This is a genomic window from Aeromonas sp. FDAARGOS 1416 (assembly GCF_019048085.1).
Taxonomy (GTDB): domain Bacteria; phylum Pseudomonadota; class Gammaproteobacteria; order Enterobacterales; family Aeromonadaceae; genus Aeromonas; species Aeromonas veronii.
Genome location: NZ_CP077301.1, coordinates 1,796,395 through 1,821,472, shown reverse-complemented (window position 1 = coordinate 1,821,472; position 25,078 = coordinate 1,796,395). Strand labels below are relative to the sequence as shown.

General features: G+C 59.2%; 22 protein-coding genes. 15 read left to right on the top strand and 7 right to left on the bottom strand.

Translation table 11 applies throughout. The features are described 5' to 3' along the window. Window positions 1-72 precede the first annotated feature (72 nt). From I6L46_RS08030 to serS, 4 genes are all read left to right on the top strand, one after another. The gene (locus I6L46_RS08030) at window positions 73-2,589 is read left to right on the top strand and encodes a DNA translocase FtsK (protein ID WP_302054300.1); all 2,517 of its coding nucleotides are present in this window, start codon (window positions 73-75) and stop codon (window positions 2,587-2,589) included. An 80-nt stretch (window positions 2,590-2,669) separates the two neighbouring features. Next, window positions 2,670-3,278: an outer membrane lipoprotein chaperone LolA gene (lolA, locus tag I6L46_RS08025; protein WP_041202312.1), complete on the top strand. Its 609-nt coding sequence runs from the start codon at window positions 2,670-2,672 to the stop codon at window positions 3,276-3,278. A gap of 76 nt (window positions 3,279-3,354) precedes the next feature. Continuing rightward, complete coding sequence (locus I6L46_RS08020; RefSeq protein WP_216977833.1) at window positions 3,355-4,692, top strand: replication-associated recombination protein A; 1,338 nt, start codon at window positions 3,355-3,357, stop codon at window positions 4,690-4,692. A gap of 306 nt (window positions 4,693-4,998) precedes the next feature. Further along, the gene (serS, locus tag I6L46_RS08015; protein ID WP_216977832.1) at window positions 4,999-6,294 is read left to right on the top strand and encodes a serine--tRNA ligase; all 1,296 of its coding nucleotides are present in this window, start codon (window positions 4,999-5,001) and stop codon (window positions 6,292-6,294) included. A 2-nt stretch (window positions 6,295-6,296) separates the two neighbouring features. Here the strand turns inward: serS and I6L46_RS08010 are convergent, their stop codons facing one another. Further along, on the bottom strand, window positions 6,297-6,473 hold the full coding sequence (locus I6L46_RS08010; RefSeq protein WP_216977831.1) for a hypothetical protein: 177 nt from the start codon (window positions 6,471-6,473) through the stop codon (window positions 6,297-6,299). Between the two features lie 8 nt (window positions 6,474-6,481). Here I6L46_RS08010 and I6L46_RS08005 point away from each other — a divergent pair, with 8 nt between their 5' ends. The 9 genes from I6L46_RS08005 to I6L46_RS07965 all read left to right on the top strand — a co-directional run bounded on the left by I6L46_RS08005 (window position 6,482) and on the right by I6L46_RS07965 (window position 14,628). Continuing rightward, a complete protein-coding gene (locus I6L46_RS08005; RefSeq protein WP_005337086.1) occupies window positions 6,482-6,970 on the top strand; it encodes a CvpA family protein in 489 nt (162 codons plus the stop codon). Window positions 6,971-6,991: 21 nt separating this feature from the next. Continuing rightward, window positions 6,992-8,512: an amidophosphoribosyltransferase gene (purF, locus tag I6L46_RS08000; protein WP_005359990.1), complete on the top strand. Its 1,521-nt coding sequence runs from the start codon at window positions 6,992-6,994 to the stop codon at window positions 8,510-8,512. 205 nt (window positions 8,513-8,717) lie between these two features. Then, window positions 8,718-9,476, top strand: a complete 759-nt coding sequence (gene miaE / locus I6L46_RS07995; RefSeq protein WP_005346385.1) for a tRNA-(ms[2]io[6]A)-hydroxylase — start codon at window positions 8,718-8,720, stop codon at window positions 9,474-9,476. 303 nt (window positions 9,477-9,779) lie between these two features. Next, a complete protein-coding gene (adk, locus tag I6L46_RS07990; RefSeq protein WP_005337083.1) occupies window positions 9,780-10,424 on the top strand; it encodes an adenylate kinase in 645 nt (214 codons plus the stop codon). Between the two features lie 98 nt (window positions 10,425-10,522). Then, on the top strand, window positions 10,523-11,497 hold the full coding sequence (hemH, locus tag I6L46_RS07985) for a ferrochelatase (RefSeq protein WP_216977830.1): 975 nt from the start codon (window positions 10,523-10,525) through the stop codon (window positions 11,495-11,497). Window positions 11,498-11,531: 34 nt separating this feature from the next. Then, window positions 11,532-11,924: an MAPEG family protein gene (locus tag I6L46_RS07980; RefSeq protein ID WP_005346381.1), complete on the top strand. Its 393-nt coding sequence runs from the start codon at window positions 11,532-11,534 to the stop codon at window positions 11,922-11,924. 186 nt (window positions 11,925-12,110) lie between these two features. Beyond that, a complete protein-coding gene (locus I6L46_RS07975) occupies window positions 12,111-13,415 on the top strand; it encodes an inosine/guanosine kinase (protein WP_005337079.1) in 1,305 nt (434 codons plus the stop codon). A 180-nt stretch (window positions 13,416-13,595) separates the two neighbouring features. After that, complete coding sequence (locus I6L46_RS07970) at window positions 13,596-13,958, top strand: DUF2750 domain-containing protein (protein ID WP_005337077.1); 363 nt, start codon at window positions 13,596-13,598, stop codon at window positions 13,956-13,958. Window positions 13,959-14,133: 175 nt separating this feature from the next. Next, a complete protein-coding gene (locus I6L46_RS07965) occupies window positions 14,134-14,628 on the top strand; it encodes a hypothetical protein (protein WP_019445537.1) in 495 nt (164 codons plus the stop codon). Here the strand turns inward: I6L46_RS07965 and I6L46_RS07960 are convergent. Next, window positions 14,591-16,231 carry an EAL domain-containing protein gene (locus tag I6L46_RS07960; protein ID WP_031227665.1) on the bottom strand — a complete coding sequence of 547 codons (1,641 nt, stop codon included), beginning with the start codon at window positions 16,229-16,231 and terminating at the stop codon, window positions 14,591-14,593. The two genes, I6L46_RS07965 and I6L46_RS07960, sit on opposite strands and share 38 nt — an antisense overlap. A gap of 189 nt (window positions 16,232-16,420) precedes the next feature. Here I6L46_RS07960 and glgC point away from each other — a divergent pair, with 189 nt between their 5' ends. Beyond that, entirely contained in the window at window positions 16,421-17,695 is a 1,275-nt protein-coding gene (glgC, locus tag I6L46_RS07955) for a glucose-1-phosphate adenylyltransferase (RefSeq protein ID WP_216977829.1), read from the top strand. 84 nt (window positions 17,696-17,779) lie between these two features. Here glgC and I6L46_RS07950 read toward each other — a convergent pair whose 3' ends face one another. Together I6L46_RS07950 and I6L46_RS07945 are read right to left on the bottom strand one after the other, a co-directional pair. Then, the gene (locus tag I6L46_RS07950) at window positions 17,780-19,777 is read right to left on the bottom strand and encodes a hypothetical protein (RefSeq protein ID WP_216977828.1); all 1,998 of its coding nucleotides are present in this window, start codon (window positions 19,775-19,777) and stop codon (window positions 17,780-17,782) included. A 195-nt stretch (window positions 19,778-19,972) separates the two neighbouring features. After that, window positions 19,973-20,524: a lipoprotein gene (locus I6L46_RS07945; RefSeq protein WP_005337065.1), complete on the bottom strand. Its 552-nt coding sequence runs from the start codon at window positions 20,522-20,524 to the stop codon at window positions 19,973-19,975. A gap of 227 nt (window positions 20,525-20,751) precedes the next feature. On the opposite strand from I6L46_RS07945, the gene I6L46_RS07940 reads away from it, so the two are divergent. Continuing rightward, window positions 20,752-21,522 carry a hypothetical protein gene (locus I6L46_RS07940; RefSeq protein ID WP_216977827.1) on the top strand — a complete coding sequence of 257 codons (771 nt, stop codon included), beginning with the start codon at window positions 20,752-20,754 and terminating at the stop codon, window positions 21,520-21,522. A 12-nt stretch (window positions 21,523-21,534) separates the two neighbouring features. Here I6L46_RS07940 and I6L46_RS07935 read toward each other — a convergent pair whose 3' ends face one another. From I6L46_RS07935 to I6L46_RS07925, 3 genes are all read right to left on the bottom strand, one after another. Continuing rightward, window positions 21,535-21,996 carry a DUF2919 domain-containing protein gene (locus tag I6L46_RS07935; protein WP_042023947.1) on the bottom strand — a complete coding sequence of 154 codons (462 nt, stop codon included), beginning with the start codon at window positions 21,994-21,996 and terminating at the stop codon, window positions 21,535-21,537. Between the two features lie 148 nt (window positions 21,997-22,144). Then, window positions 22,145-23,092, bottom strand: a complete 948-nt coding sequence (gene corA, locus I6L46_RS07930; protein WP_005337059.1) for a magnesium/cobalt transporter CorA — start codon at window positions 23,090-23,092, stop codon at window positions 22,145-22,147. Between the two features lie 293 nt (window positions 23,093-23,385). Next, window positions 23,386-25,029 (bottom strand): electron transfer flavoprotein-ubiquinone oxidoreductase, encoded by a 1,644-nt coding sequence (locus I6L46_RS07925; RefSeq protein WP_121463522.1) that lies wholly within the window; start codon window positions 25,027-25,029, stop codon window positions 23,386-23,388. Window positions 25,030-25,078 lie beyond the last annotated feature (49 nt).

Below are 25,078 nucleotides of genomic sequence, written 5' to 3'. Positions count from 1 at the left end.
ATCGATGGGCTTTTCGGGGATACTAGGCCCCCTTATTTCCTGCATTACATGTTTTCAGAAAGGAGCCGGAGTTTGGCCGATAAAAAGCTGTTTACTCCTTTATCAGGTACACAACGGATCTTCGAAGCCGTCTTGATCGCCATCACCCTGATGGCTGCTTATCTTCTGCTTGCCCTGTTGTCCTATCATCCCGCTGATCCCGGCTGGTCCCAGACCTCCTGGCAAGGGGAGGTGAAGAACCTCGCCGGTAGTGCCGGTGCCTGGCTCGCCGATATCACCATGTTTACCTTTGGTGCCTTCTCCTATCTGGTGCCGCCGCTGGTGGTGCTGCTGGGCTGGAGTCTGTTCTGGCGCCCGAGCCGTCTGCTCGATGTGGATTACCTCACCCTGGGGGTGCGGATCATCGGCTTTATCCTGACCGTGCTCGGCATGTCGGCCATTGCCAGCATGAACTTCAACGATATGCAAAACTTCTCCGCCGGTGGTCTGGTGGGGGATGTGATCGCTTCTGCAGTGGTACCGCTGTTTGGCGGCGTCGGGGCCAACCTGATGCTGCTCTGCTTCGTGGCAACCGGCATCACCCTGTTTACCGGCTGGTCCTGGCTCACCATCGTCGAGCAGATCGGTGCGGCCTGTACCGGTTCGGTCAGCGCTGTTTACCACTTCCCGACCACCCTCGGCCGCTGGCTGACCGGTGGCTGGCGTCAACCCCGCAACGAGGGGCCGGATCCCTTGCTGGAAGGCGGGGTAGGGGCCATCGCGTTTGATGACGAGGAAGATGAGCCGCACACCAGCTGGACTCGCAAGCCCAAGGCCAAGAACCAGAAGGCTGCCTCCGAAGAGTGGCTGCCGGAACTCGACGAGGATACCTTCGAGTTCGATCCCCAGTTTGATGATGAAGATGATGAGCCAGCTCCGGCTGCCAAACCGAAACGTGCGGTGGCGGCCGCCAATGGTCGCCGCCAGCCGGTACTGGCTGTGGCCGATGACGATGATGAGGACGATCTGGATCTGCCCTGGGCCGAAGGGGACGACGAGGTCGCTGCGTCGGTAGCCGTCGCACCAACCAAGCCCAAGCGTCGTCCGCAGTCAACAATGCCACCGTTGCCGAGTATCGAGCTGCTCGACCGTCCACCTGCCAAGACCCAGATGATGAGCAAGGATGAGCTGGATCGCATGGGCCGTCTGGTGGAGGCCAAGCTTGCCGACTACAACGTGCAGGCCAAGGTGGTGGGTGTCTATCCGGGTCCGGTTATTACCCGTTTCGAGCTGGATCTGGCGCCGGGCATGAAGGCGAGCAAGATCACCAACCTCTCGCGCGATCTGGCCCGCTCCTTGTCTGCCAGCAGCGTGAGGGTGGTGGAAGTGATTCCGGGTAAAACCTATGTGGGGATCGAGCTGCCCAACCGGGTGCGCCAGACCGTTTACCTGCGCGAAACCCTCGACTGCGATGCTTTCCGCGATAGCCGCAACCCGCTCACCATGGGCCTGGGTCAGGACATCGCCGGCGAGCCGGTGGTGGTGAACCTGGCCAAGATGCCGCACCTGCTGGTGGCCGGTACCACAGGTTCCGGTAAGTCGGTGGGGGTCAACACTATGATCATCTCGATGCTCTACAAGTCATCCCCCGATGATCTGCGCTTCATCATGATCGACCCCAAGATGCTGGAACTCTCCGTCTACGAAGGGATCCCGCATCTGCTGACCGAGGTGGTGACCGACATGAAGGACGCCGCCAACGCCCTGCGCTGGTGTGTGGGCGAGATGGAACGCCGTTACAAGCTGATGTCGGCAGTCGGGGTGCGCAACCTCAAGGGCTACAACGACAAGGTGCTGGCTGCCATCGAGGAGGGGGAACCTCTGCTGGATCCGTTGTGGCGCCCGGGTGACTCCATGGATCAGATGCCGCCAGAGTTGGAGAAACTGCCTCACATCGTGGTGGTGGTGGACGAATTTGCCGACATGATGATGATCGTCGGCAAGAAGGTGGAAGAGCTGATCGCCCGTATCGCCCAGAAGGCGCGGGCCGCCGGTATTCACCTTATTCTGGCGACCCAGCGTCCGTCGGTGGATGTCATTACCGGTCTTATCAAGGCCAACATCCCGACCCGGATCTCGTTCCAGGTGTCGAGCAAGATCGACTCGCGCACCATCATCGATCAGGGTGGTGCCGAATCTCTGCTCGGTATGGGCGACATGCTCTACATGCCGGCCGGTACCTCCAACCCGACCCGGGTACACGGTGCGTTCGTCGATGATCACGAAGTGCACAAGGTGGTTGCGGACTGGAAACTGCGCGGCGAGCCGAACTACATCGAGGAGATCCTCTCCGGTGAGTCGGGTGGTGAAGGTGGCAGCGGCGAATATGGCGGTGGTGGCGATGAAGAGCTGGACCCCCTGTTCGACGAAGCGGTTGCTTTCGTGGTGGAGTCCCGCCGTGGCTCGACCTCCAGCGTCCAGCGCAAGTTCAAGATTGGTTACAACCGGGCAGCCCGTCTCATCGAGCAGATGGAGAATCAGGGCATCGTCAGCTCACCGGGTGGCAATGGTCAGCGCGACGTGCTGGCACCGCCGCCGGTGCGGGACTAAGCCTCACCGTTTCATACTATCCCTGGCCATGCCCTCCGCGGGCGTGGCCTTTTATCGAGAGCGTCTTTATGAAGAGCGTGATGAAAAAACAACTGTTGATGGGTACCGTGCTGCTGATGGCCAGCAGCCAGGTGTGGGCCGATGCGGCCAGCGATCTCAAACAGAAGCTGGCGGGGGTGAGCCTCTTCTCCGCCAAATTTGCCCAGACCGTCTATGACAGCAAGGGCAAGGAGCTGCAAAAGGCCAGCGGCGATCTGCTGGTGCAGCGGCCAAACCGTTTCAACTGGCACACTACCTCGCCGGACGAGAGCCTGATCGTGGCAGATGGTCAGGATGTCTGGGTCTATGATCCCTTCGTCGAGCAGGTCACTGCCCTCAAGCTGAAAGATGCGGTGCTCAACACCCCCTTTATTCTGATCGCCGGCAATGACGACAAGTTCTGGAAGAACTATGACGTGACCCAGCAGGGCGATGTCTACACCGTCACCAGCCGCAACAAGGATGAGCTGATCGCCTCCTTCCGTGTCACCTTCGACAGACAAGACAACATCAGTCGTTTCGATGTGAAAGAGGCGCAAGGGCAGTGGAGTGAATTCACCCTGAGCAGCTTCAACCGCAAGCCGGTGCTCAAGGGCAACGAATTTGTTTTCAAGATCCCGAAGGGGGTCGAGCTGGACGACCAGCGCTAATGAGCAAGCGGTCGTTGGATTGCTCGCCACTGCGCCAGTCAAAGGCGAGTGACGTGACGTTGGGTGGTCAATACAGATGAGCAACTTGTCGCTGGATTTCTCATCGGACTTTCGTCCGCTGGCGGCCCGGATGCGGCCGCAAAACCTCGACCAGTATATCGGTCAGCAACATATCCTGGGGGCTGACAAGCCCCTGCGCAAAGCGATCCTGGCGGGTCACTGCCACTCGATGATCCTGTGGGGGCCGCCCGGTACCGGCAAGACCACGCTGGCGGAGTTGATGGCTCACTACTGCCAGGCGGAAGTGGAGCGACTCTCTGCGGTCACCTCCGGTATCAAGGAGATCCGCGCCGCCATCGACAAGGCGAAGGAGAACAGCTGGCGCGGGGTGCGTACCATCCTGTTCGTGGATGAGGTGCACCGCTTCAACAAGAGCCAGCAGGATGTGTTCCTGCCTCACATCGAAGATGGCACCATCACCTTTATCGGTGCCACCACCGAAAACCCCTCGTTCGAACTCAACAACGCACTGCTCTCACGAGCACGGGTCTATCTGCTCAAGCGACTGGAGGAGAGCGATATTCTCGCCATGCTCGATCAGGCGATGACCGATCCCCGTGGTCTCAATGATCCGGCACTCACCTTCGCCCCCGGCGTCAAAGAGGCGCTGGCCAAGGCGGTGGATGGGGACGGGCGTAAATCCCTCAACTATCTGGAGCTGTTGGCCGACATGGCCGAAACCGACAGCACAGGGGCGCGGGTGATCGACAGTGCCCTGCTCGCCGCCGTGGTGGGGGAGCACGTGGCCCGCTTCGACAAGGGGGGCGATCACTTCTACGACCTCATCTCGGCGGTGCACAAATCCATTCGCGGCTCGGCGCCGGATGCGGCGCTCTATTGGTACGCCCGCATGGTGAGCGCCGGTTGCGATCCCCTCTATATTGCCCGCCGCTTGCTGGCGATTGCCTCGGAAGATGTGGGCAATGCCGATCCCCGTGCCATGCAGGTCGCCCTGTCGGCCTGGGATTGCTTCCATCGGATCGGGCCGGCGGAAGGGGAGCGGGCCATCGCCCAGGCGATCGTCTATCTCGCCTGTGCCCCGAAAAGCAATGCGGTCTACACCGCCTGGAAGGCGGCGCTTCATGATGCCAAAAACCTCCCTGACTTCGAGGTGCCGGTACACCTGCGCAATGCGCCGACCAAGCTGATGAGCGATCTGGGCTATGGCGCCGAGTATCGCTATGCCCATGACGAGCCGGGCGCCTATGCTGCGGGCGAGCAGTATTTTCCGCCCGAGCTGGCGGGCAAGCAGTACTACCAGCCCACCGATCGCGGCCTTGAAAAGCAGATTGGCCAGAAGCTCGATTACCTCCAGGAACTGGACAGGCAAAGTCTGCAGCAACGGGGCAAATAGCCCCTTTGTTACCTCGCATGGCTGAAAATTGGTCAGGCGTTTGAATATGCAGGACGGTTTGCGTGCCAAAGTCGATAAAAACGACACAAATAGTCCCTGTTCGGGCGGGGGGGCGGTCTGCTACACTGCCCGTCTGACCCCGCTTGTCTTGGCCTTGCGCCATCTTCTTGATCTCGAAGGCCTGATTGTTGAGGCCCGATTCTGAAGACGATTGGGGTGCGCCAACCGATGTTAACTTCCGGATCTGTTTCCCAGCCCGTCATGACGACTCAGGCCCAGATCCCATTTTAAAAAAGTAGGTAAACCATGCTGGATCCCAAATATCTGCGCAGCGATATCGAAGAGGCTGCCGCTCGTCTGGCGACACGTGGCTACGTTCTGGACGTAGCGGCTGTCAACGCTCTGGAAGAGAAACGCAAGGATCTGCAGTCCCGTACCCAGGAGCTGCAGGCCGAGCGCAACGCCCGCTCCAAATCCATCGGTGAAGCTGCCCGTCGTGGTGAAGATGTTGCCCCGCTCAAGGCCGAAGTGACCAAGATCAACGACGAGCTGGAAACCAGCAAGGTCGAGCTGGATGCCCTGCTGGCCCAGCTGAAAGCCATTGCCGACGCCATCCCCAACCTGCCGAGCGAGACCACTCCGGTGGGCCGTGACGAGAACGACAACGTGGAAGTGCGCCGCTGGGGTACCCCGCGCGAGTTCAGCTTCCCGGTGCGCGATCACATCGAGCTGGGCGAAGCGGCCAAAGGCGTTGATTTCAAGAACGGCGTCAAACTATCCGGTACCCGTTTCGTGGTGATGAAGGGCCAGATTGCCCGTCTGCACCGTGCCCTGGCCCAGTTCATGCTGGATCTGCACACCCAGCAGCACGGTTACACCGAGTGCTACGTGCCCTATCTGGTGAACCCGGACAGCCTCTATGGCACCGGCCAGTTGCCGAAATTTGCCCAGGACCTGTTCAATACCGGTATCGAAGGTGAAGGGGAAGAAGAGGGCAAGGTGCGCAAGTTCTCCCTGATCCCGACCTCCGAAGTGCCGCTCACCAACATGGCCCGTGACGAGATCTTTGACGCCCAAGAGCTGCCGATCAAGATGACCGCCCACAGCCCCTGCTTCCGCTCTGAAGCGGGTTCCTACGGTCGTGATACCCGTGGCCTCATCCGTATGCACCAGTTCGACAAGGTTGAAATGGTTCAGCTGGTTCACCCGGAGAAATCCTGGGATGCGCTGGAGGAGATGGTGGGTCACGCCGAGAAGGTGCTGCAACTGCTGGAGCTGCCGTATCGCGTGATGGCGCTCTCTACCGGTGACATGGGCTTCTGCGCTTCCAAGACCTACGATCTGGAAGTGTGGCTGCCAGCCCAAAACACTTACCGCGAGATCTCCTCTGTCTCCAACTGCACCGACTTCCAGGCGCGCCGCATGCAAGCTCGCGTGCGCATCGATGGCAAGCCGCAGCTGCTGCACACCCTGAACGGTTCCGGTCTAGCGGTGGGTCGTACCCTGGTTGCCGTGATGGAGAACTACCAGCAGGAAGATGGCCGCATCGCCATCCCGGCTGCGCTGCAATCCTACATGGGTGGCCTGACCCACATCGGGTAAGTTCACGCCGCAGACCACAACGCCATGGCATTGCCATGGCGTTGTGCATTCTGGCGCCGATCAACCGTTTTAGTGTTGAAAAAATGCGGCTTTTCGGCGTCGCTTTGAACAGTTAACACATTTTTATCAAGCAATGCGCAATCGTTTTTGTTAGACTGCGCCGCAATTTCGCAGGACATCTTTTTCTATGGTCTGGATTGATTACGCCATCATCGGCATCGTCGGTTTCTCTGCTCTCATCAGCCTGGTGCGCGGCTTCGTCAAGGAGGCCATGTCTCTTGTCACCTGGTTCGTCGCCTTCTTTATTGCCAGCCATTTCTATCCCGATCTCGCCGTCTATTTCACCTCCTTCTCCGACGCGCTGGTTCGCAACGGTCTGGCCATCGCGGCGCTGTTTGTGGCGACTTTGATCCTCGGCAGCGTGGTCAACTATGTGGTGGGCCTGTTGGTGGACAAGACGGGTCTCTCCGGTACCGATCGGGTGCTGGGGGTCTGCTTCGGTGCAATTCGCGGGGTGCTGATCGTCAGTGCCCTGCTTTTTTTCATGGATACCTTCACCAGCCTCTCCCAGAGCGACTGGTGGGTGGCGTCCAAGCTGGTGCCGGAGTTCAAGCCGGTGATCCAGTGGTTTTTCGGGTTCATGTTGAACTCATCCAGTTTTCTTAAACAGGTATAGTGACTTCGAGGTAGCAAAGACATGTGTGGTATTGTCGGTATAGTTGGCACCACCCCCGTCAATCAGGCCCTCTACGACGCCTTGACGGTGTTGCAGCACAGGGGACAGGATGCCGCCGGGATCGTGACCATTGATAGTGGAAACTTCCGGCAACGCAAGGCCAATGGCCTGGTGAAGGACGTGTTTGAAGTGCGCCACATGCAGCGTCTGCAAGGGAACATCGGCATAGGTCATGTCAGATACCCCACCGCAGGCAGCTCAAGTGCCGCTGAAGCCCAACCTTTTTATGTGAACTCTCCCTACGGCATGGTGCTGGCCCATAACGGTAACCTCACCAACGCCAAGGAGCTCAAGGAGCAGCAGTTCAAGGTCGCCCGCCGTCACATCAACACCACCTCCGACTCGGAAGTGTTGCTGAACGTGCTGGCCCACGAGCTGGATCGCTGTGACAAGATGGCCCTGCGTCCCGAAGATATCTTCGCCGCGGTGCGCAGAACCCATCAGCAGATCCGCGGTGCTTATGCGGTGGTCTCGCTGGTGATCGGCCATGGTCTCATCGGTTTTCGTGATCCCAACGGCATTCGCCCACTGATCCTCGGTCGTCGTCAGGACGAGCAGGGCCAGGTGGAGTACATGCTCGCCTCCGAGAGCGTGGCACTCGACGCCATCGGTTTCGAGACGGTGCGGGATATTGCGCCGGGTGAAGCTATCTACATCACCGAGCAGGGCCAGCTCTTCTCCGAGCAGTGTGCGGAGAACCCGCAGATGAGCTCCTGTATCTTCGAATATGTCTATTTCGCCCGTCCCGATTCGTGCATCGACAAGGTCTCGGTCTACGCCGCCCGCCTCAACATGGGTCGCAAGCTGGGTCAGAAGATTGCCCGCGAGTGGGAAGATCTCGACGTCGATGTGGTTATCCCCATCCCCGAGACCTCCTGTGACGTGGCGCTGGAGATCGCCCACACCCTGGACCTGCCATACCGTCAGGGCTTCGTGAAGAACCGCTACATCGGCCGTACCTTCATCATGCCGGGCCAGACCCAGCGCAAGAAGTCGGTGCGCCGCAAACTCAACGCCATTAGCTCCGAATTCAAGGGCAAGAAGGTGTTGCTGGTGGATGATTCCATCGTGCGTGGTACCACGTCCGAGCAGATCATCCAGATGGCCCGTGAAGCGGGGGCAGCCAAGGTCTACTTCGCCTCGGCGGCGCCGGAAATTCGCTTCCCCAACGTCTATGGCATCGACATGCCCACCGCCAACGAGCTGATCGCCCACGGCCGTGAAGTGGAAGAGGTGTGCAAGCTGATTGGCGCTGACGGTCTGATTTTCCAGGATCTGGAAGATCTGGAAGAGGCGGTGCGGGAGATCAACCCGGATCTGCGTCACTTCGAGACCTCGGTCTTCAATGGCCACTACGTCACCTCCGACGTGGACCAGTCCTATCTGGATCACCTCAACGCCCTGCGCAACGATGACACCAAAGCGGTGCGTGAATGGCAGGAAGGCACCAGCAATCTGGAAATTTTTAACGAAGGTAGTTAAACGTTTGCGGTTTTGCCGGATAGGATAGCGAGATGGGGGCCTGTGGCCCCCATTGTCGTTTTTACCTAACACGGGCAGAAGGAGGAGGAGATATCTGTTTGAAAAACATCCGTTTATCTTGCCGGATATGGGCATGGCCAGCGGGATCCGCTAGCATAGGCGGCAACATATATGACCGATACGCTTTTAAGAGACGAGAGTTCAGATGGATGATCTGCTAGCCCCAGTGCGCCAGTTTTTGCAGTGCGAGACCCCGGATGAGTGGGTGGAGATGGCGCGGGATCCGGCCCGTTTACCGACCCTGCTCATCGATCACGCCAACTGCGAGACCAAGGCCGCACTCACGGCCCACAGTCTGGTGCGCCGCTACTGCCTGCCCAAGGGCAAGCGCCATCTGCTGCCCAAGCTGGAGTTTTATCGCGAGCTGGATGCCATCCCGGAGAAGGCCGAGATCCTGGGCAAACGCAGCATGGGGGAGTCTGATCGCACCGTCTTTGCCGAGCTGGAGCGCAATCCGCTGCTGTTTCCCATGGTGCGACTTATTCAGGAGGAGCTGCACCACTTCGAGCAGGTGCTGGAGATCATGCAGGCCCGCGGCATCGAATACGGGCCGGTGACGGCCTCCCGCTATGCCCGTCAGTTGATGCAGCATGTGCGCACCCATGAGCCGGCCACCATAGTCGACAAGATGATCATCGGTGCCTATATCGAGGCCCGCTCCTGCGAGCGGTTTGCCAAGCTGGCGCCCCATCTGGACGAAGAGCTGAGCCGCTTCTATGTCTCTTTGCTGCGTTCCGAGGCGCGTCACTATCAGGATTACCTGAGCCTGGCCGAACAGTACGCAGGGGAGGATATCAGCGAGCGGGTGGCCTTCTTTGGCAAGCTGGAAGCCGAGCTAATCTGCTCGCCGGATCCGCAGTTCCGGTTTCATAGCGGCCTGCCTGTCACATCTGACAGTTGTTGACGCACAGGGGGCAAACTACTATTGCCCTGTTCCTACTACGAGCGACAAGTAGTTACTTTTGAGCGCAATTCCCGGCCCTGAGCCGGGATCTTTTTTTCTGTCGTACCTCCTTCCTGCTTTTGGCGCTCTATGCTGAATCCTTGGCTATTTTTGCGTCTTCCCCTTGCGATGAAATCCTGTTCGATCAGCCGGTTATTGTGGTGATAAAGTGCTCATTCAGGTGGCTCACCCTTGTAGAAACGGGCGAAACCGTGTACTTTTTTGCCTTCGCAAGATTTGAATAACCAATCAATAGGAGCGTGTATGCGCATTGTTCTGTTGGGGGCTCCGGGCGCCGGCAAAGGTACCCAGGCTCAGTTCATCATGGAAAAACACGGTATTCCCCAGATCTCCACCGGCGACATGCTGCGTGCGGCGATCAAAGCGGGCACCGAGCTCGGTCTGAAAGCCAAAGCTGTGATGGACGCAGGTCAGCTGGTCTCTGACGACATCATCATCGGTCTGGTCAAAGAGCGCATCGCTCAGCCGGACTGCGCCAAAGGCTTTCTGTTGGACGGTTTCCCGCGCACCATTCCCCAGGCGCAAGCCATGAAGGACGCCGGTGTCGTGGTTGATTTCGTGCTGGAGTTCGATGTGCCGGACGAAGAGATCGTCAAGCGCATGAGCGGCCGTCGCGTTCACTCAGGTTCCGGCCGTACCTACCACGTGGTGTTCAACCCGCCGAAAGTGGAAGGCAAGGATGACGTGACCGGTGAAGATCTGGTGATCCGCGCCGACGACGAAGAGACCACAGTACGCAAGCGTCTGGATGTATATCATCAGCAGACCGCCCCGCTGATCGGTTTCTACGGCAAAGAGGCGGAAGCGGGCCACACCCGTTACGTCAAGATCGACGGCACTCAGCCGGTTGATCTGGTCAGCAAGCAGCTTGCCACCATTCTGGGCTGATCTTTGCTGCCGGCACTGTTTCCCGTGCCATCAGATAAATAAAGAGAAGGGCCCTGTCGGGCCCTTTTTGCATAATGACAGATAGACAGGAAGCCAACGTGACCACGAAAACCGGAATATTGCTGGTCAATCTGGGTACCCCAGCCGCACCGACCACCGCTGCCGTCAAAGCGTTCCTCAGCCAGTTCCTGCACGATCCCCGTGTGGTTGACCTGCCCCGCTACCTCTGGTGCCCGCTGCTCCACTTCATCATCTTGCCGACGCGCTCGCCCAAAGTGGCCAAGCTCTATCAGCAGGTGTGGACCGAGCAGGGCTCGCCGCTGATGGTGATAAGCAAGCAGCAGCGCGCCGCACTGGAGCAGGAGCTCAAGCGGGAGGGGGTTGAGGTGCCGGTAGAGCTGGCGATGACCTATGGTTCCCCGTCAGTGAATGATGGCTGGCAGGCGCTCAAGGCCAAAGGGGTCAACCGGGTGATCCTGTTGCCGCTCTATCCGCAATATTCGGTCAGTACCACCGCCTCGGTCTTCGATGCCTGGAGCAAGGCGATGAAGAGAGAACGCAATCTGCCGGTGGTACGGCTCATTCGTGATTATCACGCCCATCCCGAATACATTCAGGCGCTGGCCATGAGCGTGCGCCGTCACTGGGAGCAGCACGGTCAGGGTGATCACCTGCTGATGTCGTTCCACGGTATTCCCGAGCGCTACGAGAACGAAGGGGACCCCTATGGTCACCAGTGTCGCCATACCGCCAGCTTGCTGGCCGAGGCGCTCGGGCTGGAGACCGGGCAGTGGACGGCCAGTTTCCAGTCCCGCTTTGGCAAGGAGGAGTGGCTCAAGCCCTACACAGACGTGACCATCGCCGGTATGCCAGCTGCGGGCATCAAGCGACTCGATGTGATTTGCCCTGCCTTTGCCGCCGACTGCCTCGAAACCCTCGAGGAAATTCAGGTACAGAATCGGGAGATCTTCATGGAGGCCGGTGGCGAGCGGTTTGAATATATTCCGGCCCTCAACAGCGATCAGGCCCACATCAGGATGATGGTCTCGCTCATCTGCCGCGAATTGGCATGAGTGACCGGCAGTCAGTAAAACAAGGAGTCGAGTCATGGTACATATCACGCTTATATACGCAGGCCTGCTGGGGCTGCTGTTTTTGGGGCTATCTTTCTGGGTGGTCAGACGTCGTGCCCAGTTCGGGGTGATGATAGGGCAGGGGGAGGCCCCCGAGCTGCTGGCGGCGATCCGGGCCCACGGCAATTTTGCCGAGTATGTGCCGTTGACCCTGCTGTTGATGGCGCTGTGCGAGCTCTCCGGTGCCGGTGCGCTCTGGCTGCATGCCGGTGGCGCCATGCTGCTGGTCGGCCGCATCCTGCATGCCATCGGCATCCAGATCCCCAAAGCCCCCAATGTGCCCCGTTTTCTGGGTACCTTGCTGTTCTGGCTCGCCCTCGGCCTCTTTTCGGTACTGGCCCTTTTGCAGGGCATGGCGGCCGCCTGAAAACAGGCGCTTTTTTATGCTAGGGAACCACCTCGGACGGGGTGGTTTTTTTATGGTGAAAAGGCAAACGTTTTTCCTTGCAAGCCTTGTCTATACTGACTCCATTATTTAAACAGGGCGACTTTTCGGGGCGGCGGATTGTGTTAAAATCCCGCCCCTCTTTCCCCCAGAGCACAGAACATTGCCATGAAATTTCCCGGTCAGCGCAAGTCCAAACACTACTTCCCTGTCGACAGACGCGATCCCCTGGTTCCGCAAAATCCCCTGTTAACCGAGCTGGGCAAAGCCTACGTGGTCGGGATTGATCAGACCCTCGTTGATATTGAAGCCCATGTGGATGAAGACTTTCTGACCCGTTATGGTCTGAGCAAGGGGCACTCCGTCGTTATCAATGACGACGTGGCCGAACGGATTTATGACGAGCTCAAGGCCAACAACATGGTGGTGAGCGAGTTTGCCGGTGGCACCATTGGCAACACGGTACACAACTACTCGGTACTGGCCGATTCCCACTCCATCCTGCTGGGTGTGATGAGTCAGGATATTCGAATCGGCTGCTACGCCTACCGTTATCTGTGCAACACCTCTTCCCGCGTCAATCTGGACTATCTGCAGCCGGTGGATGGCCCCATCGGCCGTTGCTTCACTTTCATTACCGAGTGCGGCGAGCGCAGCTTCGGTATCAACGCTGGCAAGATGAACCAGCTGGATGTGCAGCACATTCCGGAGGATGTGATCAAAGGGGCGTCTGCACTGGTTATCACCGCCTATCTGGTACGCGGTGACGATGGTGATCCGATGAAAGAGGCGGCCATGACTGCGGTGCGTTATGCCCGTGAGGCCGGTATTCCCGTGGTGCTGACCCTGGGCACCCGTTTCGTTATCGACGAAAACCCCCAGTGGTGGCGCGACTTCATTGCCGAAAACGTGACCGTGCTGGCGATGAACGAAGACGAAGGTGAAGCCCTGACCGGTATCGCTGATCCGCTCGGTGCGGCCGACAAGGCGCTCGACTGGGCCGACATGGTGCTCTGTACTGCTGGCCCCATCGGCCTCTACATGGCGAGCTACACCGATGAGGACTACAAGCGCGAGACCACTCATACCCTGCTGCCTGGCGTTATCCCCGAGTTCAACATGTATGAGTTCAGCCGCCCGATGGCCCGTGCCAAGTGCCGCAAACCGGCCCGTATCTACTCCCACATCTCCCCGTACATGGGTGGCCCGGAGAAGATCAAGAACACCAACGGGGCAGGGGATGGCGCCCTTTCCGCCGTGCTGCACGACATGGTGGCTAACTCCTATCACCGGATGAATGTGCCCAACTCCGCCAAACACATCTCCGAGTTCCTGACTTACTCCTCACTGGCCCAGGTGTGCAAATACGCCAACCGCGTCAGCTACGAGGTGTTGGCCCAGAGCAGTCCCCGTCTCTCCCGCGGTTTGCCGGAGAAAGAGGACAGCCTGGAAGAGGTTTACTGGGAGCGTTGATCTCCTGAATCTGCAAGACGCCTCCATCGGGAGGCGTTTTTGCAGGCAAATATGGGTTATCCCGGCTTTTTTCCCGGAATAACCCCAATATGCTTGAGTCCATGTCACTTTTACGACACCATTTGGCCATCGTATTGTCGCCCGACAATGCCGCAGCACCCGAAAGAAAGAGAGAATCCCATGAGCATGCTTAACGACAACCTTGACGCCAATTTCCAACTGTTTATCGAACAAGTCCGCGAGTCGGGTCAGGTGTGGGGTCTGCGCTATGGGGAAGACTGGGTCGTCTGCCGCTCCGCCGAATTTGAAGATGCCGACGTGATGCCGCTCTGGTCTGCCGAAGAGGACGCCCGTCTACATTGCGTCGACGAGTGGGCCGATTACGAGCCGGAAGTGATCGATCTGGAAGAGTTTCTCGATATCTGGATCAACGATCTGGATGAAGACGATGTGCTGGTCGGCCCGAACTGGAACGCCGATCTGGAAGGCCAGGAGCTCGAACCCATCGAGCTGGCCAAGGCTCTGGTTGAACTGGACGCCTGAAAGCGCCTCCATTGATGGCTTGAACGCACAGGCCATCGGGACAAAGACCGGCATCCGTGAGGGTGCCGGTCTTTTTTATGGTCGAATGGCCCGATTGATGAGTTAAAAGCCGATTTGCCTTTGCACCTGTCAGAGGGATGGTCCATCATCAACCTTTTGCCAAGGGAGGAGCGCCATGTTTGTATTCGACGTAACGGGAGCTGCGGGTGAGAAGGCCAGCATTCGGGTGCAGGCGCTGGATTGGGCGCAAGCCGGACCAGTGACCTTCCAGTGCGATGACGATCAGCTGGCGGTCCTACTCCTGAGCGGTTGTCGTTGCGATGCTGTGGGCTTTTTCAACCTGTTGGCGGGGTGCAAACCGCTCTATATCGAGCAGTGGCTCAGCTACCTGCAAGAGAGTGGCCGCATTGGCAAGTGGAGTCACCAGACCGAGAGTCCCGCCGATGGGGACTATCTGGCCAGAGCCGGTCTGGAGCACGATGAGCTCAATACCCTGCTTGGCCAGGTCTATCAGGTGGCGGGGTTCAATCGCCTGCAAATCAACCGTTACCTCAAGAACCGCCACAACCCCACCACACTGGCGACCCGTTACGATCAGAAAGAGCTGGAGCGCTATCGCCAGCTCAATGACATCATTCTGACCCTTTTGAAGCTGAAGCATCCTCAGTAAAGAGCCCCAGCTGGCTGATATCCGGTCGCAGCGGTTGCGGCCGGGCGATCAGATAGCCCTGCAAGCCATCCACGTACATCCCCTGCAGCAGCTGTTTCTGGCCAAGCTGTTCTACCCCCTCTGCAATCACCTGACACCCCATCCGATGTGATACATCGACGATCATCCGCACGAACTGCTGGTTGGTCTGATCCTGCTCCAGTCCGGTGATAAGGGCAGGATCGAGCTTGATGTAGTCGGGCTTGAGCTCGCGAAACAGGGTAAAGGAACCGATCCCCTTGCCGAAATTGGCGATCGCCGAGCGACTGCCGTTGCGGCGCAGCAGTTCAAACACCCGCTTGGCGCCGGTCAGGTTGCGCTCCAGATGCTCTTCATCCAGTTCGAACACCAGATTGGCGCTGGTATTGGGATCTTTGAGCAGCTGGCGGTCAAGCCAGATCAGGAAGGCGCTGTTTTGCAGCAGGTTGGGGGAGAGGTTGATCCCCCAGCGACTCTGGTTGGCACCAAAGGCCCGGTACTGGCGCATGATGTGGGTAATGACCAGTTGCTCCAGCCGCATCACCATATCGAGCCGCTGGGCCATGGCAAACAGGGTGTCGGTGGGCAGGGCGGTGCCGTCATTGCCGCTGAAGCGGGTGTAGATCTCGTTGTAAGCCAGCATGCTGCGGTGCAGGGGCTGGATCGGCTGGTAGGTAAAGCTGAGTCGCTCCTGCGCCAGCACTTCAGTCAGCACGTCGCGCCAGTGGTGTTGCCCCTGCAGATCGGAGGCGCTGTCATCCTGCTGGATGGCCCAGCCGTTGATGGTTTCGGTCTGGGCGCGAGCCAGCGCCAGATCCGCTCTGGCCAGCACGGCTTCAATTTTCTGGCCGCTGCTGAGCTTGGTCAGCCCCGAGTAACCGGTGCTCTCCAGCTCGTGCTGATCCTGATAGTGATCGAAGGCCACCTTCAAATCCTGCCCCAGCAGATGGGGAGGAATATTGGCCACCGGTTGCACCAGCACGGCGAAATCAGCCCCCGAAATGCGGTAGACCTGATTGCCCGGGAAGCGGCTTACCACCCGTTTGATGAGGGCGGCCATGTCCTTGATGTAGGCATCGCCAGACTGGAAGCCGCGCTGGGCGTTGATCTTGCCAAGCTCGGTGGCACGGATCAGCACCAGGGTCGCGGTCTGGGTGTCCTGATCCCGCTGCAGCAACTCGGTCATGTCGCGGCGAAACGCGTGGCGGTTGAGTAGCTGAGTCAGCTCGTCGGTGGTAGCCAGGTTGCTGAGCTCGGTCAGCTGGCGATGGGCGCTCTGCTCGGCACTTTCGAACTGCTCCAGCAGTTGTTGCAGCACCTCCTGGGAGGCGGGCTCATCGAGTTGTGAGGGATCCCGCCCCCTGATCGCCTTGACCCAGGTGAGCTCCTGATGCTGGAGCATGCCATCCATGGTGCGGATGGCCAGCATCAACAGCAGGATCATGCCAAGCAGTGTGGTGGCCAGAATAATGGCCAAAGTAAGCGGTGTGCTCTGCAGGGCTAACCAAACTGCTTGCAGGAGCAGCAGGGGTATGGTCACTATGGTGGCGATCAGAAAGAGGGTACGTCCGAGCTTGTGAACCATCTTGTCATCCTTGAAGTGGCTGCTTTGTGGGGGAATTTTAACCAAGCTGGCGGAGCAAAGCATGCTATTCCTCGCAACTCGGTGAAAAGGGTCAATTGAGATCGGTTAAATGTGAGTGAAACCACTTTCACAGGTGCCGAAACAGGCGAAGATGAGTTGAAAATAGATCAAACAAGGCAGAGGTAAATCATGTTGTTAGAGCCCGAAAATAGTGCCAAAGCACGACAATTATTGAACCAGAGTATGGCACTGGTGCTGGCGGGTGGACGTGGTAGTCGCCTGAAGCAGTTGACTGACAACCGCGCCAAGCCTGCCGTCCATTTCGGTGGCAAATTCCGGATCATTGATTTTGTGCTCTCCAACTGTATCAACTCGGGGATCCGCCGCGTTGGTGTAGTCACCCAATACAAATCCCACAGCCTGCTGCGTCACCTGCAATCGGGCTGGTCCTTCCTGCGTTACCAGATGAACGAATTCATCGACCTGCTCCCTGCCCAGCAACGGGTGGACGAGGTGCACTGGTATCGCGGCACCGCCGATGCCATCTATCAGAACGTCGATATCATCCGTGACTACGGCCCCAAATACCTGGTGGTGCTGGCGGGGGATCACATCTACAAGATGGATTACGCTGCCATGCTGCTCGACCATGTGCGCCTTGGCGCCAAGGTGACGGTCGCTTGTATCGAGGTGCCGCGGGCCGAGGCATCCGCCTTCGGGATCATGGATATCGACGAGCAGCGCAAGATCCGCGCCTTCGTCGAAAAACCGGCCAATCCGCCCGCCATGCCGGGTTGCGAAGATCGCTCGCTGGCCTCCATGGGGATCTATATCTTCGAGGCGGAGTACCTCTACCAACTGCTGGAGGAGGACATTCACAATCAGGACTCCAAACACGACTTCGGGATGGATGTGATCCCCCGCATCGTGGAGGAGGGGATGGCATTTGCTCACCCTTTCAACATGTCCTGTGTCGGGGCGCGCGAGGGGCAAAAGCCCTACTGGCGTGATGTAGGTACGCTGGACTCCTTCTGGGAAGCGAACATGGATCTCGCCTCCGTGCTGCCCGAGCTCGACATCTACGATCAGAACTGGCCCATTTGGACCAGCCAGACCCTGACGCCACCGGCCAAGTTTGTGCAGGACCGCAACGGTCAGCATGGTATGACCATCAACTCCATGTTCTCGGGCGGGACCATCGTCAGCGGGTCATTTGTGCTCAACTCGGTGCTCTTTACCAATGTGCGGGTGCACTCCTTCTGCACCCTGGATCAGGCCATCATCTTCCCCGGGGTAGAGATTGGTGCCGGTTGCCGTCTGCGCCGGGTGGTGGTGGATAAAGGGTGTGTGCTACCCGATGGGCTGGTGGTGGGCGAGAATGCCGATGAGGATAGTCGTCGCTTCTACCGCTCCGAGCAGGGGATTGTGCTGGTGACCAAGGAGATGCTGGACAAGCTGATTTGAGGAAGGCCCTTGAAACTGTGTCAGACACTGTAATGCAAAGGGAGCCAATTTGGCTCCCTTTTTCATGCTGGTGAATGGCGAGGATTACTCGCTAACCACTGCTTTAGCAGCCATCACCATGGCGGTGCCGTGCTTGCCACCGGCAGCGGTCACTTGCGGTACGCCATCTTCATCGGTGTCGCTGCCGGCACCTTCGATGATGTTCTCGCCGGAGTCACCGATCCACTCGGCCATCTGCATGCCACCGTTGACGGTGCCACGGAACCAGCTGACGTACTGACCGGTCAGCTTGGCCAGCTCCAGCTCGGGTGCCTTCTCGGCCCCTTCGTTGCGCAGGTTCAGCATGGCAGAGCGCAGGGCGCCGGAGATGGCAGCCTGGGTCCAGGGAGTGTATTCACCCTGTTTACCCGCCAGCCAGGTGCCCGCCTTGTCATTGAAGTAGGCCTTGTCGGCAGCGATAAACAGCTCGCGGGCGGCAGTGCGGTACTTGGCATCGGAGGTAGCGAGGAACGCAGCCGTCAGACCACGGATGGCGGCGAACTGCGCATCGATGGAGTGGCCGGCATCGAGCTTGCCACCTAGCGTGATGCCGTCATGCACCAGACCATTTTTGCCCTTGAGGTTGGCAAGGATGAAATCGGCTTGTTTGCGGATCAAGTCGAGCGCCTCTTGACCCTGCTTGGTCTTGAGGTTCAGCTCGCCATTGTCACCTGCGGCGTAACCGACCGGCAGCGCATCCTGAGCGCGCTGGAAGATCTGCAGGGCGACCAGTGCGTAAGCGGCGTCAAAGGTGGTGACGTGCTTGCCCTGTTTGCCTGCCTGCCAGCTGTCGACCAGGGTACCAGCCTTGGCATCAAAGTGCAGGGCTGCCAGGTTCTTGAAGGTGAGGTTTGAGAGATTGATCGCCAGCGAGAAGGCATCGCTGCCCGCAACCGCTTTGCCCAGGTCATTGACCTGGTTGGCAGCCGGTGCGGCGGCAAACGGCGCACCGTCAAACACGGCGTGGAAGGCCGGGTTCTGGTTGGTGTTGGCGCTGCGCTGATCGCTGAAGGCATAGAACTCGGAGAGTGGCCACAGCATCATCCAGGCATCGCGCAGCTGGGCGGAGCCATCCACCACCTCCAGCTTGCCAATGGCACCGGCATCGTTGTTGCTGGTTTCGGTCACTTTCACCTGATGGGGGAAGTAAATCACGCCCTTGGACGGATCGTACTGCGGGGTGATCTTGGCGCCCAGTTGCTTGCCATCGAAGCCGAGCTGGTTCTGCATGATGGCCAGCTTGTCGATGGATTGCTCGGTCAGCATCATGCCGTTGAAGCCATCGGCGGCAGAGACGCCCAGCTTGTGCTTGCCATCCTGATCCATGGTGGCGGAGGCGGCTTCTACCTCTTCATCGGTTTCGGCCACGTGCATGCCGCCGAGGAAGTCCTGCGACCACATCACCTCTTTGAGCAGGATGCCGCCCACCGCTGCGGGCACCAGCAGGTTGTCGCTGCCGCTCCAGCGCAGGGTGCTGTAGTCACGGAAGTAGGCGGGCACCTGGGTCTTGACGGTTTTCTCGGTCCCTTTGGCGGTCTTGATGGTGATCTGGTCGCCATTGACCGGGGTGGCGTTGACGGCCTGGGCAAACTCCGGATTGGCGGAGGCGTAGGGCAGGGAGAGGGGATACATGCCCTGCGGCACTTCATCAGCCGGGAAGCCAACGGCGTCGGCCATGGCCAACACCCGTTGCCCCAGAGATGCCATGGTGCCGCCACGGGCCAGGTTTTGCGGCCCGTTCACCAGATGCGGGCCCATGCCGGATTGGTAGTTGAGGGCGTACATCGCCTCTTCGGAGTATTCGTAGGATTCGATGCCGGCGGCGAAGTCGAACGGGGTCGGCTCATCGGCACGGTTGGCATCCAGCACATCCAGATCCAGCCCCAGCGCTTCGGCCAGCGGCTCACCGGAGAGCTCGAATTCGGTATAGGCCAGCATGTTGGCGGCGGTATTGAATGTCTTGTCTTCGACTTTGACGGCAGCGTGTGCGGCGCCGTTGATCAGTGCGCAGGCGATCGCCTGAACCAGTACGGTTTTTCTCATGTCCCTTCTCACCATTGGTTTTATTATTGACGCTTCTCATGACGAATCTAAATGAGAATGGTCTGCATTATGCTGTGTTGGCGGGGACTTGAGAAGTAAAAAACCGCCCCATTCGGCTGCACGTTAAACCGGATGTGCGCTGTCGAAAAGGACGGTTATCTGTTTATTGCGCTGAAAGTGCCAGTGTGGCGGGGATCAGAGCAGCTTGAACGGGATGACCAGACGGCCTGGCTCTACCTTGAGGGCTTCGACCTTCTCCTTGATCCTGGCTTCGTTCTTGCGGCTGCTGTCGAGGCGGTAGACCGGGGTCTGCGACAGGAACAGGGAGAGCGACTGATTGAAGGTGGGCAGCAGTGGGGTGAGGGCGGCCCCGATATCGGCAGGCTCGGTCTTCACCGAGACCAGCTCAAGGTCGCGCAGGTAGATGGCGCCTTGATCGGCCACATAGTCCGGACGGGCACTCAGGGCAAAGCGGATCTTCATCTGCTGGCTGCCAAGGGGGCTGCTCACCTGCAGGTCGCCAGCGGCATCCAGCTCGATGCGATCTGCTTGTTTGCGGCCGATACGGCTCTGCATCTCATCCAGACGGATCTTGCTCGACATGATGCCGGGGATCCCCAGCTGTTTTTCAAAAGAGACCTGATCTTTGAGGTACTGGTTGATTTCGGCCTCGCTGACGTTGTACTGGGTCAAGGAGCAGGCTCCCAGCAGCAGGGCGAGGGGGAGTAACAACAACTGTTTCAACATGATGGATTCCGCTTGGGCAACTATGATGGCGCTATCTTACGCGATAACGGGCGTGGAATGAGAGCCTCATACCGTGGGAAATCACGGAGTTGCTGCATTCCCGATTGTTTTTTGGCAACCGCCGGGTTCATCATCGACGAGTGAGCGGAATAGGGCTGAGCTGTTTGCTGCGGGCATGGGTCTACGCCTTAAGCAGAGAGAAGAGCACAGAGAACGAGGAGAGCGTAATGGTTCGGATGGGCAAGGTTGGCCGCAGGGCGCTGCTGTGGCTTGGCTGCATGATGGGACTCTGGAGCCCATCGCTGTGGGCCGAGGTGAAAGTGATCTCGGTCTTCGAGGCGCAGGCGGCGGTGCAGACCCTCAAGGAGATCTATCCCCAGCTTGGGGTCAGCGCCATGGGTAATCAGCTGGTGCTGAGCGGTACGCCAGCCCAGCTGCAGGAGGCCGAAGCCACGCTGGCACAGATCAACCAGCCACCGCAAAGCCTGCTTATCGAGTGGCGGGTCGATGGTGCCGCCAGCGGTCAGCAACTGGGGGGCTCAATCAGTCGCGACGAGGCCAAGCGGCAGTGGCTGGTCGATGGCAACGCCCAGCAGTACCAGCGCAGCCAAAACGACAGCTGGCAGGTGCGCGGGCTGTCGGGTCGTCCCGTGTTGCTGCAAATGGGCTCCTATCAGCCGGTCACCTTCTATCAGTGGAACGGGGGCGCGGTGGTGGGGATGATGCCGCTGGTGAACGGCCTCTATGCCACCGCAACCCTGATAGGGGAGAGGGTTCAGGTAGCGCTCAGCAGCGAACAGGCGAGGCTGGATCAGGGCACCATCAATCGTGGGCAGAGTGCCACCGAGGTGAGCGGGGCCCCGGGCCAGTGGCTGACGGTGGGGGAGCTCTCGACCAGCTCGGCAGATCAGGGAAGCAGCCTCGGCACCCAGCTACAGGGCGGGCGAGGCAGCCAGAGCGAGCGCCAGACCCTGCAGATCCGGGTCACTCGTCAATAGGTGTCAGCCCCGTCAGTGGGGCTGATCTGCGGCATATTCCCGTAGCTGGCGACTGCGCAGCAGATACCAGAGCGCCCAGAGGCTGGCGACCAGCACCAGTGCGGTGGGCCAGCTGAATGACCACTTCTGCAGATTGAGGCTGTGCAACTGCATCAGCAGGCCGCTGACGGCAGAGCAGAGTAGCAGCAGCGGGCTGTGGCGCCGGAGTCTGGCGCGAATGCTTTGGGTCTGCTGATAGGTGCCGCCGCAGGCGAGCAACGCCAGCATGGCGGGCACGTCGGTCAGCAGGCTGATGTAGAGGGTGATCTTGTCCGGATAGAAGAGGGTCAGGATCTCGCTGCCGCTCTCGCGGGTGACCCCTGCCATCAAAAAGAGCCAGACCGAGCGGGTCAGCAACAGGGCGATGGGCCAGAACCAGAGGGGCGGGCGCAACTGGCCGTGGTCGTCATATCGGTGTTCGGGGTAGAGGGTCATGGTTGCCCGTTATCCACTTGAATTGAGTGATGAAGGGGATATGGGGCGACGAAGCGTCCTTTGCAAGGCGTTGGGTGTGGCGCAAATTAATCGGGGGGCCATGCCCCCCAATCCGTTTCTTCAGATATCGCAGTGCGCGTCGGCGGCGTTACAGCCAGCCTTTGCGCTTGAAGAAGAGGCCGGTGCCGAGCGATGACATCACCATCAGTACCAGTGACATGGGATAACCATACTCCCAGGCGAGCTCCGGCATGCGGCCGAAGTTCATGCCGTAGATACTGGCGATCAGGGTCGGCGGCAGGAAGATCACGGCGGCTACCGAGAAGATCTTGATCACCTTGTTCTGCTCCAGATTGGTCACCCCCATGGAGGCCTCCAGCTGGAAGTTGATCTTGTCGAACAGGAACTGGGTGTGGGGCAACAGGGATTCCACGTCGTGCAGCATCTCGTCGATCCACTTGTTCTGTTCAAGGCTCATGCGCTGGCGCAGGCTGCGTTTGAGGAAACGCAGGGCGCGGCGGGTATCGTGCAGAGAGAGACGGATCTGGCCGTTGGCCTCTTCCTGTGCCATCAACTCTTTCAACATGGGGTTGATCTGATCCGGCTCGAAGATCTGATCGGCGGTGTTTTCCAAGGTCTTGTAACCATCTTCGATAAGGTCGGAGAGGTACTCCACCTTGAGGTTCTGCACCTCCAGCAGGATGTCGAGGGCATCCTCCACCTCCAGCCGATCCTGGCGCATATAGTGGCGCAGCAGGCGCACCAGCCCGATGTCATCTTCGCGAATGCTGATCAGCAGGTTGTTGCGCAGGGTAAAGGAGACGTGGACACCCTTGGTGTCACGACCGATCCGCTGGGGAAACAGGGAGTGAATGTGTAGACCATCGGTATCCCAGTAAAAACGGGCGGATGCTTCGATGTCGTCGAGCTCTTCCTTGTCGGGGACCTCTTCCAGGAACAGGCCCGTCAACCATTCTCGCTCTGCCGTGTCCGGCTTGTAGGCATCAAGCCAGACCGTGTTGTCAGGTACTATGTCGTCAGGCCCGAGCGTGACTATGTCCAGCACCTTGTTATTGAGAATGTAGGCGGTGATCATCTGTCCCCCCTTAAAAAGTCATGGGTAATCAGGGATGGTTGCACAGGTCATGCGGCCTTAGATCGCTGCAGAAGGCGATCCCGTGGATAAGCAGATCGGGCCGATGGAAAACCTGAATGCGGCGAACTATACAGGGGCGGGCCGCGCTTGTCAGGGGCTATTCATCAGGGATTCAGCTTGTTTGTTCAAAAAAACAGCGAGGTCGGATCACCTGAGCGGCTATGCGGGGTAGAACCCAGCCTTTGGCTGGAGGAGGGCTAGCTGGGGCTGCTTGTTGCCGCTGCCCCGCTTCATCACATATTGGGATAATTGGGCCCGGAGCCTCCCTGTGGCGGTGTCCAGACGATATTTTGACTGGGATCTTTAATGTCACAGGTCTTGCAGTGGATGCAGTTGGCGGAGTTGATCTGCAGTTTGGCCGCGCCTTCCATTTCCAGTACCTCAAACACCCCGGCCGGACAGTAGCGTTGGGCGGGTTCGGCCCAGGTGGGCAGATTGACCTCGACCGGAATGCGCTCGTCCTGCAGCTTGAGGTGGCAAGGCTGATCCTCGTCGTGACTGGTGTTGGCCAGATACACAGACGAGAGCTTGTCAAAGCTCAGCTTGCCATCGGGTTTGGGATAATGGATGGGCTCGCAGCGGCTGGCAACGCGCAGCTGACGGTAATCGTGAGCCTTATCGAGCAGCTTGAAGGGCGAGTTTGCGCCAAACAGCCGTTGCTCCAGCCAGTTGAAGGCACCGCCTAACCAGGGACCATAGCGGTGAAGCGCCGCGCCGAAGTTGCGCGCCGCCTTGAGTTCGCGGGCCAGCCAGCTCTGGTGCAGCTCGTCACCATACTGGGCCAGATCCCGGCCCCCTTCATCGCCCCCCCGCAGGGCCATCGCGACGGTTTTTGCCGCCAGCATGCCGGACTTCATGGCGGTGTGGATCCCCTTGATGCGGGAAAAGTCGAGAGTGCCCGCATTACAACCGATCAGCAGGCCGCCCGGGAAGTGCATGCGGGGCAGGGCGTGCCAGCCCCCCTTGGTGATGGCGCGGGCGCCATAGCTGATGCGCTCACCTCCTTGCAACACGCCAGCGATAAGCGGGTGATGTTTGAGGCGCTGGAATTCGTCGAACGGGCTGAGCCAGGGATTCTGGTAGTTGAGATCGACAATCAGCCCGACTGCCACCTGATCCTCCTCCATGTGATAGAGGTAGAAACCGCCGTGACTATTGCCGCCCCCTTGCTTGCCGAGGGGCCAGCCACTGCCGTGCAGCACCTGTCCCGCTTTGCCTTGACCTACTGGCAGTTGCCACAGCTCCTTGAAGCCGATGGCATAGTGCTGGGGCTGGGCAGGGCTTGCCAGGTTGAAGTCGGCGATCAGCTGTTTGCCGAGATGGCCGCGGGCCCCTTCGGCAAAGAGGGTGTAGCGGCCGAGCAGCGCCATGCCGGGCACATGATCAGCTTTTGGATTGCCCGCCCGATCCAGCCCCAGATCGCCGGTGATGACCCCCTTGACCCGGCCCGCTTCCATGATAAGTTCGCTGGCGGTAAATCCTGGGTATATTTCGACTCCCAGTTTTTCCGCCTGTTGGCCAAGCCAGCGGCAGAGATTGCCGAGGCTGACGATGTGACAGCCCTCATTGTGCATCCGGGGTGGCACCGCCCAGGCGGGGAGTTGCAGGGAACGTTGCTCGCTTTGCAGCAGATGAACCTGATCGTCGCTGACCGGCACGCCGAGCGGCGCTTGCTGCCAGCAATCCGGCAGCAGCTCTTGCAAGGCGACGGGATCAAAAAGGGCGCCGGAGAGCAGATGGGCGCCAATTTCGGCCCCCTTCTCCAGTAGACAGACAGAGAGAGTGGCATCCTGCTGTTTCAGGGCGATGGCTGCACTGAGCCCCGCCGGACCGCCGCCGACGATGACGACATCAAATTCCATTGCTTCCCGTTCCATCTTGCCTCTGCGCTCTGGTTGGCCTAGGGTAATGCTGGTAGTTTACGTA